Genomic DNA, 12,348 nt, shown 5'->3' with positions numbered 1-12,348 from the left:
ATTATTAAAAAGTGATTAATGTCATAAAAGTTTGGTTTTTGTTTAGTAATTTTACGCGTCTAAAAGAAAAAATTAATGCCAAAAAAAATAAATAAATTAGCCGTTTTAACTTCGGGAGGAGACTCTCCAGGAATGAATGCAGCCATTCGTTCTGTTGTTAGAACCTGTGCTTATCATAATATAAAATGTATCGGCGTTTATCAAGGATACGAAGGCCTTATAACAGGCGACTTTAAAGAGTTAGATGCCAGAAGTGTAAGAGGAATTATCAATAAAGGGGGCACCATGCTAAAGTCTGCCCGATCAAAAGAATTCAGAACTAAGGAGGGAAGACAAAAAGCTTACCAAAGTTTAATGGATGCGGAAGTTGATGGATTAGTGGTTATTGGTGGAGACGGATCGTTTACAGGAGCACTTATATTCAACCAAGAGTTTGGTTTTCCTGTGATGGGTATTCCTGGAACCATTGATAATGATATTTTCGGAACCTCTCACACTTTAGGGTTTGATACAGCTCTAAACACAGTGGTTGATGCTATTGACAAAATTAGAGATACAGCAAGTTCACATAACAGATTATTTTTTATAGAAGTAATGGGGCGTGACGTAGGGCATATAGCCTTAAATGTTGGAATTGCTGGTGGTGCTGAAGAAATTTTAATTCCTGAAGAAGATTTAGGATTAGATAGATTGGTAGATTCTTTAAATAAAAGTAGAAAATCAGGTAAAACATCTAGTATTGTGGTTGTTGCCGAAGGGGATAAAATAGGTAAAAATATTTTTGAACTAAAAGATTATGTTGATGAAAACATGGAAGGCTATGATGTTAGAGTTTCAGTACTTGGTCATATGCAACGCGGTGGAGCACCTTCTTGTTTTGATCGCGTTTTAGCCAGTAGAATGGGCGTAAAAGCTGTGGAAGCCATCCTTGAAGGACAAAGCAATTATATGGTGGGCTTACAAAACGGAAAAATGGAATTAACGCCTTTAGATAATGCTATTAAAGGAAAAACAAAAATAAATTTAGAATTATTGCGTGTCTCAGATATCATGAGCACTTAACATTTATAAACACGATTATGTCAAAATTAAAAATTGGAATTAACGGATTTGGTAGAATTGGTAGAATTGCTTTTAGAGTAGCAGCTTCAAGAGAAGATATCCAAATAGTAGGAATCAACGATTTATTAGACGTTGAGCATTTAGCATACTTGTTAAAATATGATTCTGTACACGGCAGATTTAACGGTACTGTTGATATTAAAGATGGAAACTTAGTAGTAAATGGAAACGAAATTAGAATTACTGCTGAGCGTAACCCAGAAGATTTAAAATGGGATGCTGTAGGGGCTGAGGTTGTTTTAGATTGTACTGGTATTTTTACAACTTTAGAAGGAGCACAAAAGCACATTACTGCAGGGGCTAAGAAAGTTGCTATTTCTGCACCATCTGCAGATGCACCAATGTTTGTAATGGGAGTTAACCATGATAAAATTACAGCTGAAAATACTATCGTATCAAATGCATCTTGTACTACAAACTGTTTAGCACCTTTAGCTAAAGTAATTAACGATAACTTTGGTATCGTTGAAGGTTTAATGACTACAGTTCATGCAACTACAGCTACTCAAATGACTGTTGATGGTCCTTCAAGAAAAGACTGGAGAGGTGGTAGATCTGCATTAGCTAATATCATTCCTTCTTCTACAGGAGCAGCTAAAGCAGTAGGTAAAGTAATTCCTGAATTGAATGGAAAATTAACAGGTATGGCATTTAGAGTACCAACTCCAGATGTATCAGTGGTTGATTTAACTGTAAGAATTGAAAAATCAGCATCTTGGGATGAAGTAAAAGCTGCTTTAAAAGCTGCGTCAGAAGGCCCATTAAACGGAGTTTTAGGATATACTGAAGAAGCTGTTGTATCTCAAGACTATGTGTCTGAATCACTAACAAGTGTATTTGATGCAGGAGCAAGTATTGCGTTAAATGATAACTTCTTAAAATTAGTTTCTTGGTATGATAATGAGTTTGGTTATTCAACGAAATTGGTTGACTTAGCACAACACATTGCATCTGTGAAATAAAAATAAAAATAAATAATGATTAACTCCGCAGATATATTGTGTTTAAAGCACAATAAACTGTGGAGTTTTTTTATCTTAGAGTATGGTTTTAATAGTTGATAGCGGTTCTACAAAATCAGATTGGTTAGCTGTAGATTATAACGGAAATAAACTTATGGAAAAGATTAGGACTAAAGGTCTTAATCCAGCAATTTTAAGTGATAAAAAACTCCATAAGATTATAACAAAGAGTAAAGAATTAAAAGAAAATAGAAAAAAGGTAACCCACGTGTTTTTTTACGGCGCAGGTTGTGGTACAGATAACGCACGCGAATTACTAGAAACCGTATTACAACAAATTTTTGTTAATGCCCATATCGAGGTTAATGAGGATACTTTAGCCGCGGTTTATGCTACAATAAATCATCCTAAAGAAGCTGCCGTTGTATGCATTCTAGGAACAGGGTCAAACTGTAGTTATTATGATGGTGAAGTATTACACCAACGTGTTAAGTCACTTGGGTATACCCTTATGGATGATGCTTCAGGAAATTATTATGGCAAGCAACTTATAAGAGATTATTATTTTAATCACATGCCAGAAAATGTAAAAGTGGCTTTTGGGTCTAAGTTTAATATGGATGCTGATTTTATTAAATATAATCTTTATAAACAACCCAGCCCTAATGCGTATTTAGCCAATTTTGCTGAATTTATGTTTCTTCATAAAGATTCAGAATACACCATTAAGTTGATTAAAGATGGTATAAGGTTGTTTGCGAAAAATATGATTATGCAATATAAAGAAGAACTAAAAATAGTGCCAGTTCACTTTGCCGGATCAATTGCGTATTTTGCTCAAAAAGAAATTAAAGAAGTGGCAGAAGAAATGGGATTCAAAGTAGGTAATTTTGAACGAAGACCTATTGATGGATTAGTTCCTTTTCATACCAAAGATTTATAGAATTTTAGTTTACACTTGTTATACCTATGAACCATGTTGCTTTTTATTTGAGTAATAAAGACAACAAGGTTGAATTTGTAAAGCGTTTAGTTTCTGGAGCTGTTCTACCGCGTCTTAAGCATTTAAAGCCTGCCATTTTTTCGGAAGAGACAATTAATAAGTTGATTTCAGAAGAAATAAGGCATGATATCTATTTAGTTCAAACTCAGGTTAAGAATTCGTTGTTGCATTCCTCTCAAGGGGAAAGAAAACAAGCGCTTTTAGATTATATTATTTCTAAAAACCCAGAGTATCTTATTGTTGATAATATTTATGATAGTTTAGATACAGAAGCTCAGGTACAGCTAAAACATAATCTAACAGAAATAGCAAACCATATACCATTGGTTCAGTTGGCGGTTAGAAGGTCTGATATTTTACCTTTTATAGAAACGGTTTATCGGATAGAGGGTAAAAATCGTTTGGTTGAACTACAAAACGAAAGCAAGCCTACAGATACGTCCAGGTTTAGGTTTCAAATACCATACTCGAAGCCTGAAAATGTAAAAAAAGAGGAGTCTTTGGTGCGGTTTAAAAATGTCAGCATAAAATATAAGGAGCGTTGTGTTCTAAACAATATTTCATGGGAGATTAAATCAGGAGAGTTTTGGCAACTTATTGGAAAAAACGGATCGGGTAAAACCACAATATTATCTTTAATAACGGGTGAAAATCCTAAAGCTTATCAGCAGGATATTACATTGTTTGGATTTAAAAAGGGAAGTGGGGAAAGTATCTGGGATATTAAAAAGCATATTGGGAGTTTTTCTTCGGAATATTTACGTGGATTTAGGCGTTTAGACTCAGTTGAAAATATGATGCTTTCAGGATTTTATGATTCTATTGGCTTGTATAAATATCCTAATGAGCGCGAAATTTTAGTTGCGAAGCAGTGGTTAAATATTTTGGGGTTTTATGAATTGAGGAAGCAACCATTTCTGTCATTATCCAAAGGGTATCAACGATTAATATTAATAGCAAGAGCCATGGTGAAACAGCCTAAACTACTTGTGTTGGATGAGCCTACAAATGATTTAGATGACCATGATGCAACTCTATTTTGCGAATTGGTTAATAAAATTGCCAGCGAAACTCAAACTGCTATCTTATATGTATCTCATAGAAAAGAGCCCAATTTAAAACCGCAATTTATATATCAACTTACAACAAATACTAGCGGTTCTATAGGTTCTATTGTAAATGTTTAAAAACTATGGTTAGTCATTATAAACTCTATTTTCCTGTTCATTCACTCTTATAAAAGTGGTACGTTTGGTCAGTTCTTTAAGTCGTGACGCTCCAACATAGGTACAGGTGCTTCTTAAACCGCCTAAAATATCCTGTAATGTTTGTTCTACGGCACCTCGGTAGGGTACTTCAACGGTTTTTCCTTCGCTCGCTCTATATTCGGCAACACCTCCTACGTGCTTTTCCATAGCGGTTGCAGAACTCATACCATAAAATTTCCGATAGGGTTTACCGTTTTTTTTAATCATTTCTCCACCACTTTCATCATGCCCAGCAAGCATGCCTCCAAGCATCACAAAATCTGCTCCAGCACCAAAGGCTTTGGCTATATCACCAGGAAAGGAACAACCGCCATCACTTATAATTTGTCCTCCTAATCCGTGAGCAGCATCAGCACATTCAATAATTGCCGAAAGTTGCGGGTAACCCACCCCTGTTTTTACACGCGTGGTGCAAACAGAACCTGGGCCAATACCCACTTTTACAATATCTGCTCCAGATAACAATAACTCTTCAACCATTTCTCCTGTAACCACATTTCCTGCAATAATGGCTTTATCAGGGTAGTTGTCTCTGGTTTTTTTTACAAAATCTGCAAAATGTTCTGAGTATCCGTTGGCGACATCAATACAAATAAATTTAAAATTAGGATTGATATTAAAAATGTCTGATAGTTTTTTAGAGTCATTCCCGCCAATACCTGTACTAATGGCAATATAATTTTCCATACCAGGAGATAAACTTGCAGAGAATTCAGTCCATGATTTTAGTGAGTAGTGTTTATGAATAGCAGTGAATAACTTTCTCGCTGCAAAGGTATGCGCCATATCAAAAGTACCAACAGTATCCATATTGGCTGCCATAATGGGGATGCCAGACCAAATTAATGGACTATGGAGAAAGTTAAATGTGCGTTCTAAATCTACCTCAGATCTGCTTCTTAAAGTGGATCGCTTAGGGCGAATCATAACATCTTTAAACCCTAATTTTATATCATGTTCTATTCTCATATACTGTAAAAAATCGAAGTCTAAAATTACCAAAATTTAAAAGAAGTAGGAAGTTTATAAGCTAAGAAATAGTTTTGTAAATTAGATGCGTTATTATTTAACCTAAAATATAAACGAAATCGGTGAATTTGGTTCCTAATTTTATAAAATCTATAAAAATTAAAAGGAAATTGTCCTTTTTTATATTCCTTTCTATAGCATGTATTTTACTAATAGGTTATACCTTTTTAGAAAAAGAGATATATACAGAGAGTGCCGCCTTGTTTTTATTTATTTTGGCTATAATTCAGGTTTTTGGATTACAATATTTCTTAAAAAACCAATTAAAAAATGAAGTTAAAATTAAAAACTTAGAGTTAAGAATTAGGGAATTGAAAGCAGGATTTGAGTCTACGGAAAAAATGTTAGATTATAATTCTGTATACATGACCAATTTGAGTTATGAAATTAGAACACCACTTAGTACCGTGTTAGGAATGCTTAATATGCTAAAGTTAACAGATTTAGATGCGAATCAACAAGCTCAAATTGAGATTGCCGAGTATTCGTCTAAGCATTTGTTACAATTGGTAAATATGGTGACATCAAATGCAGAGGTTGAAAAGGATGAAATTAAATTAAATTTAAAAGCGATGGATTTAAAGGCTGATTTAACTAAGCTTTTTAAGGTTTTTGAATATCAGGCTTTTGATAAAGGATTAGCTTTTGAATATAGGTTCTTATCTGAAGAGAAGGATAAGTTTTTTACGCTAGGTGATACGGTGAGAATACAACAGGTTTTAATTAATTTGATAAATAATGCGATTAAATTTACGCATTCAGGGAAGGTGTCTGTCATTGTTGATCAGTCTGTTGGTATTGATGATTATCAAATTGTTACGTTTTATGTAAAGGATACTGGAATTGGCATGCGAGACCATGAAGTAACCCAAATTTTTAAAGCCCCCAAAGATGAAAGCTCACATTATAATACCCATTTAATAAAGGATTATAGAGGAGGAGGTATGGGGCTTTCCATTTCTCAAAAATTGGTAAGCTTATTAGGTGGTACATTAAAATTAGAGACAAAAGAGAACGAAGGGTCTGCATTTTATTTTAGTTTGCAGTTAAAGAAGACCTTAAATATTAAAACAGCTGATGTAGAGAGTAAACCTGTAGAGCTTAATAAGTTTAGGGTTTTAGTGGCCGAAGACAATAGAACAAATCAAAAAGTAATTAAGTTTTTATTAGAGCGTCAAGGTGCAGATTGTACCTTCGCTAAAAATGGGCGTGAAGCACTTGAACTCTATAAGATTTTAGATTTTGATATGGTGTTTATGGATATCTATATGCCAGATATGGATGGGCTAATGGCTACTAAATTAATCCGGGAAACTGAGAAATATAAAATAGAAGGTACGCCCATTGTTGCTGTTTCCGCTAGTGCTTTTGAGCAGGATATAGAAAATGCTAAACTGGCGGGTATTGATGATTTTTTGGCGAAACCTATTGAAACAGATAAATTAAAAGCCTTAATACGAAAACATGCTAAGGCTAAAAATTCAGCTTAACTTGGTATTATTTTACAGCAATAACACTAATTTCTACATTAACATTTTTAGGTAATCGAGCTACTTGAACTGTTTCACGAGCTGGCGCAATTTCATCATTAAAAAAGCTACCATAAACATTGTTGATTTCAGCAAAATCATCCATGTTACTAATAAATATAGAAGATTTAACAACATGGTTAAAGGTCATGCCTGCAGCTTCAAGAATAGCCAATATATTGTGCATCACTTGAGTGGTTTCGGAGGTGATGTCATCTAAAACTAATGCCCCAGATTCTGGATTTATAGCTATTTGGCCAGAAGTGTATAATGTGTTTCCGCTCAATACGGCTTGATTGTAAGGACCTATAGGCGCGGGGGCTTTTGCTGTGGTTATAATTGTTTTCATTTAGAAATAATTTACGTGATTAAACAATTTATATTAAAGACGAAGGTCTTGTTGTCTGCGCTTTTCGTATTTTAAATCTTGAAGTAGGCTAGATTTGATACCTATAAAGAAATTCCATTGTTTCCACGGTCCAAAGGGGGTCCAGCTAAAATTCATACGCCAACTCATTAAATCGCGTTCAAAACGAAGTTGTGTAGGTGTAAAACCAAAATTCTTAAAATCATAACCAGAAGATCCCCCAATAGACCATTTGTCTGTGAGTTCAATATCACCAGAAAACATTAGTGAATGCGACGATATTTCATTTTGCCTTCTGTTATTTGAGTAGTTTACAGCATAAGCCAGCCTTAAACTCCAAGGAATTTTATGTTTGTAAAGCTCAGAGGGTGGTTTGTCTTTATCGTCTTTCTTTTTACCCATTTGTTGGTTGGAATAATCATCAGACACACCAAACAAATCATCGGCTCTACCTCCACCACGAAGATTTTCTTCTAACCTGTCATCATCTTCATCACCCTTTTTCTTGTTTTTATTTGAAAGAGACCAACTTGCGGTTAAGTTACCACTGGTCAACCTAAAGAGGCTCCCCCCATTCTCAATATTAAATTTATCAATTCTGTTGTTATTATTGTCTAACGCATAAGGATCTAAAGTGGCTCCAAAATTGATACTCAGTTTATTATCAAAAAACTGTGTGCCACCACTCATTCTTACAGGGCTCCATTGGAGTGAATCTCCGGCAATATTATAAGCTGTTGAAAAATTTAAGTTGTTGAGTAGTATGATTTTTTTGGCTTCAGTAGCCGTACTATCTTTATCTCTTACTTTGGCTTCAAAATTATTAGAAAGCGAAAGCCCTACACTACTAGAAAAGGTTTTGTTAGGTGTTCCAAAAATACCGCCTTCAAATCGGGTGTACTCTACTTCACTTCTCGTAGTGCCATCGGCGTCTATAACCTCATAAGAATCATAGTATTTGCTGAATGACGGATTGATGTTATAGCTTACAGAGGGGCGCATAACATGCCTTATGGCCTTAATTTTTGAATCTTTTCCTTCTTTTTCAAAATTGAACATTCCATAAACGGTGGTACCTAAACTTGTGCTAAAATTATAGGTTCTAAAGGCATCAAAGCCATTAATGTCGGTAACTACTTCAGTTTCGGCAATAGGATTGTATGCTTTTTCAATCGTTTTAAAGGTCCAAACCTCATTATAACTAGTTCCAGCACTGATACTAAAATGTTTAAATACTTTGAAGTTGGTTGTTAACGGAATGGTATGCTGAAAGCCAGCCTTGGCATCATCAAACATTTCCTTTTTAAAAAATAAAGAATCTGTGGTTTGAATTCTGTTTTCCCCACGCACATTATATTGGAAATTTATATTCTGAAAAATTCCTTTTTTTGAACCATCTTTTGCTGCAAACGGATACATTCTGCCAACACTACCTTGAAATGTAGGCAGCGTCATATTGATAACCTGAGTTTGTGTGTTTTGTGAATGGGTGGCAGTAAGGCTATAATTAACTTGCGGTTCTCCTGAAAATGTTTTAGAGTAAGATATAGAAGAAGATAAGTTGTTGTTTAAACGGTTACCAACATTACTATTGTTTTGTGATAATTGATAATATTTGCTACTACCTAAGTTTACTGATGCAGAGAACCTAGAGCTAGGGTTAGCCTTTGAGTCTTGACTATGCGACCATCGAAGATTATAAATGGTACTGTTAGCATAGTCTGGAAAACCACGTTCACTTACAATTAAGTTTTCATACCTAAACCCAAAATTACCTCGAAACCTATAGCGCTTAGCATAAGTACTTTCCATTCTTAACGCATAGCTACCGTTGGTGTAATAATCACCCAAAGCAGTTAAATCTACATAATCACTAATAGCAAAATAATATCCTCCATTTTGAAGAAAGTAACCCCGATCATTTTGTTCTCCAAAAGTAGGTAAAATGATACCCGAGGTTTGAGTCTCACTTTGTGGAAAAAAACCAAAAGGCAATCCAACAGGGGTAGGTACATCATATATAAAAATGTTGGCTAAACCTGTTACAATTTTTTTTCCTGGTACCACCTTTGCTTTTCTAAGCTTTATATAATAATCAGGATCTTCAAGGTCTTCGGCAGTTGTATATTTAGCATTTTTAATAAAGTAAACAGAGTCATTCTCTTTTTTTGTAATTGATGCAATTACAGTACCATCTCCTTGTTCTGTTTGAGAATTATAAATAAGCGCTTTTTTAGTCTCAGTATTGAAAAGAATAGAATCGGGCTCAACCACATTACTACCTTGAGAAAAAACAGGTTTTTGTTCATAAGCACCTGTAGAATCAACAATGCCTTTAGCATATACCGTATTCTTATTATAATCAATAGTAATATCTCCTGCTTCAATTTTCATGTCTCCATACTCAATTCTGGCCAGATTATATAAGTAGAGTTTATGTTCTTTCTGATTGAATTTGGTATAATCGTCAGCATGATAATCTACAACATTCTCTAAAAGCTCTTTTTTAGGGATGATAGTATCAATTATGGTAGTGTCTTGGCTTTTTTCTGAAATTTCAGTTAATGCAAGACTATCAGAAGTAACACTAAGCGAATCTTTTTCTTGGGTCTCTATGACCAGTCGGTCTATTTTTTTTTCCTTTTTAGGGATGTCTTGACCGAAGCTTAACATGTTAATAAACACTGTAAAACTTAGCGCAAAAAGTATTTTAAAGTTGTTTGTGTGCAACGCTTTTAAATGTATTTTTGTAAAAGTATGGCTCGGTTTTTGAAAAGCCAAAATTACATATATTTTTCTGTGATTGATTTAATATTCAATTAAAAAATTAAAATAAAAACAGCTCTCAAAGAGTTTGATAGATAGACCGAGTTTTTTTATTCGCTAAGTTCATAGATTACAACTTGTTAATGTTTCTAAAAAAATAAAATAGTATTGATTTAGGAGAGTTAGTGTTTAAAACTAAAAAGAATTTACCTCATGAAAACGTATAAATTAGCCATTTTCGTATCTCTAATAAGTGTTTTACTTTGCTCTTCATTTGTTACCGTTGATAATGAAGTGCCTAGCAATAAAAAGTTTGTAGTTGTTTTAGATGCTGGTCATGGTGGAAATGACCCAGGTAATATTGGGAATGGTTTTAAAGAAAAGGATATTGCCTTAAAGGTGGTTTTAGCCGTTGGTAAGATGCTTGAAAGTCATCCTGATATAAAAGTAGTTTATACCCGCAAGACAGATACATTTATAGATTTATTTGTTAGAGGGCAAATAGCCAATAGAGCTAATGCAGATTTGTTTGTGTCGGTACATTGTAATTCACATCATTCTGCAGCCCATGGCACAGAAACCTTTGTTTTAGGAACCCATCGGAATAAAACTAATTTTGAGGTTGCAAAAAAAGAGAATTCTGTAATTTTTATGGAGGATAATTATGAGGAAAATTATGCTGGTTTTGATCCTAATTCACCAGAATCGGTAATGAGTATCCTTTTAAGCCAAGAAGAATATTTAGATCAAAGTATTATGTTGGCCAGTTTAATACAAGATAAGTTTACCAATACTTTAAAAAGGAAGAATAGAGGCGTTAAGCAGGCGGGCTTCATAGTATTGCATCAAACAGTGATGCCAAGTGTTTTGGTAGAAACAGGGTTTTTAACGTATAAAAAAGAAGGAGCTTATTTAAATTCTAAAAAAGGGCAACAGCAAATATCAAAATCTATTGCTGATGCTGTTTTAGAGTATAAGAAAAGTATAGATTCCAATGTGGGTAATTTGGCCTTAATGACTAATAAAGCATCAGAGTCTGCTATAAACACAAACATTACGTTTAAAGTACAAATTGCTGCAAGTTCAAAATCGATAGATACAGCACCTTTTAACTTTAAGGGGTTACAAGGTGTATCTAAAGAGAAGCAAGGTAATTTATATAAGTATTTTTATGGAAACACTTCAAATTATTCCATGATAAAGCAGCTTGAACAAGAGGCAAAACAAAAAGGTTATACGTCCTGTTTTATCGTTGCTTTTAAAGATGGTCATAAAATAGCATTGACCGAGGCGTTAAAATCAGTTGCAAATTAAGCGTGTTCTTTTCAAATTTATATTAAATTTGCTTTTCAAATTAAGCTATTTTGAAAGTAACAAGAGAAGTTAAAACAGGTATTCTAGTTATATTAGGCATCGCACTTTTTATAGTTGGGTTTAATTATTTAAAAGGTCAAAATTTACTAGATTCTTCAAATATATATTATACAGAGTTTGAATATAATGCACTTTCCAAGTCCTCGGCGGTGACGGTTAAAGGTAATGTGGTTGGTAAAATTAAGGATATTGCCTATGACTATGACTCTGGTAAAACAAGGGTGACTTTTGCTGTAAACAGTCAATTAAAATTTTCAAAAAACAGTAGGGTTAAACTTTACGAAACGGGACTTATGGGAGGGAGCGCTTTAGCCATCCTTGTTGAAAATGATGGAGAAATTGCTCAGTCAGGCGATGTTATACAATCTTACGTAGAGCCTGGTTTGGTAACTAGTTTGTCTAAGAATTTTTCGGGTATTAGTAGTGAATTAAATTCTACATTAAGAGCAACAGATACGCTTTTAATAAGTATGAATGAGTTAGTGAAAGACAATTCTGAAAAAGGGTTAAAGGCTACCATCGCAGAGTTAAATGGAGCCTTAAAATCGTTAAAGTATACCTCTAATTCAGTGAATGGTTTGCTCAATAAAAATGATGAGAATATTGCTGCCATTCTTGAGAATTTTAAAAACACAAGTGCTGATTTGGCGGCATTGTCAGAAGAATTAAAAAATGCAGAAATTGGCCAAACGGTTACCTCATTAAATAAGACGCTTCAAACCTTAAATAGTGTTTTGGCTGGTATGGAGAAAGGTGAGGGCTCAATGGGTAAATTACTTAAAGATGAGGCGCTTTATAATAATCTTCAAGGGGCTAGTCAAGAACTTGAGGCCTTATTACGTGATATAAAATTACATCCAAAACGATATTTTAGAATTCTTTCAAAAAAAGAAATTCCATATCAAGAGGGTGAAGAAACTGAATAATC

10 protein-coding genes are annotated in these 12,348 nt (G+C 34.1%); 7 read left to right on the top strand and 3 right to left on the bottom strand.

Features of this window, described 5'->3' with window-relative positions; genetic code table 11:
- Positions 1-75 precede the first annotated feature (75 nt).
- The 4 genes from pfkA to KFZ70_RS14490 all read left to right on the top strand — a co-directional run bounded on the left by pfkA (position 76) and on the right by KFZ70_RS14490 (position 4,274).
- A complete protein-coding gene (pfkA, locus tag KFZ70_RS14505; RefSeq protein ID WP_139694996.1) occupies positions 76-1,062 on the top strand; it encodes a 6-phosphofructokinase in 987 nt (328 codons plus the stop codon).
- A 17-nt stretch (positions 1,063-1,079) separates the two neighbouring features.
- Complete coding sequence (gap, locus tag KFZ70_RS14500; RefSeq protein WP_139694995.1) at positions 1,080-2,084, top strand: type I glyceraldehyde-3-phosphate dehydrogenase; 1,005 nt, start codon at positions 1,080-1,082, stop codon at positions 2,082-2,084.
- An 82-nt stretch (positions 2,085-2,166) separates the two neighbouring features.
- The gene (locus KFZ70_RS14495) at positions 2,167-3,027 is read left to right on the top strand and encodes an N-acetylglucosamine kinase (RefSeq protein ID WP_139694994.1); all 861 of its coding nucleotides are present in this window, start codon (positions 2,167-2,169) and stop codon (positions 3,025-3,027) included.
- A gap of 47 nt (positions 3,028-3,074) precedes the next feature.
- On the top strand, positions 3,075-4,274 hold the full coding sequence (locus tag KFZ70_RS14490) for an ABC transporter ATP-binding protein (RefSeq protein ID WP_233243988.1): 1,200 nt from the start codon (positions 3,075-3,077) through the stop codon (positions 4,272-4,274).
- A gap of 9 nt (positions 4,275-4,283) precedes the next feature.
- Here the strand turns inward: KFZ70_RS14490 and KFZ70_RS14485 are convergent, their stop codons facing one another.
- Complete coding sequence (locus KFZ70_RS14485) at positions 4,284-5,324, bottom strand: GMP reductase (protein WP_139694992.1); 1,041 nt, start codon at positions 5,322-5,324, stop codon at positions 4,284-4,286.
- A gap of 170 nt (positions 5,325-5,494) precedes the next feature.
- Between KFZ70_RS14485 and KFZ70_RS14480 the strand changes: the two genes are divergently transcribed.
- Positions 5,495-6,874, top strand: a complete 1,380-nt coding sequence (locus KFZ70_RS14480; protein ID WP_139694991.1) for a response regulator — start codon at positions 5,495-5,497, stop codon at positions 6,872-6,874.
- A 7-nt stretch (positions 6,875-6,881) separates the two neighbouring features.
- Here KFZ70_RS14480 and KFZ70_RS14475 read toward each other — a convergent pair whose 3' ends face one another.
- Entirely contained in the window at positions 6,882-7,262 is a 381-nt protein-coding gene (locus KFZ70_RS14475; RefSeq protein ID WP_139694990.1) for a Rid family detoxifying hydrolase, read from the bottom strand.
- 33 nt (positions 7,263-7,295) lie between these two features.
- Positions 7,296-10,061: a putative LPS assembly protein LptD gene (locus KFZ70_RS14470; protein ID WP_139694989.1), complete on the bottom strand. Its 2,766-nt coding sequence runs from the start codon at positions 10,059-10,061 to the stop codon at positions 7,296-7,298.
- 198 nt (positions 10,062-10,259) lie between these two features.
- On the opposite strand from KFZ70_RS14470, the gene KFZ70_RS14465 reads away from it, so the two are divergent.
- Both KFZ70_RS14465 and KFZ70_RS14460 read left to right on the top strand, forming a co-directional pair.
- Positions 10,260-11,360, top strand: coding sequence for an N-acetylmuramoyl-L-alanine amidase (locus tag KFZ70_RS14465; protein ID WP_139694988.1), 1,101 nt, complete (start codon positions 10,260-10,262; stop codon positions 11,358-11,360).
- 50 nt (positions 11,361-11,410) lie between these two features.
- A complete protein-coding gene (locus tag KFZ70_RS14460) occupies positions 11,411-12,346 on the top strand; it encodes an MlaD family protein (RefSeq protein ID WP_139694987.1) in 936 nt (311 codons plus the stop codon).
- Positions 12,347-12,348: the final 2 nt, after the last annotated feature.

The organism is Allotamlana fucoidanivorans (assembly GCF_045788535.1).
GTDB lineage: Bacteria > Bacteroidota > Bacteroidia > Flavobacteriales > Flavobacteriaceae > Allotamlana > Allotamlana fucoidanivorans.
Note: the sequence above shows the minus strand (reverse complement) of the source record. Positions and strands in the feature narration are given on the sequence as shown.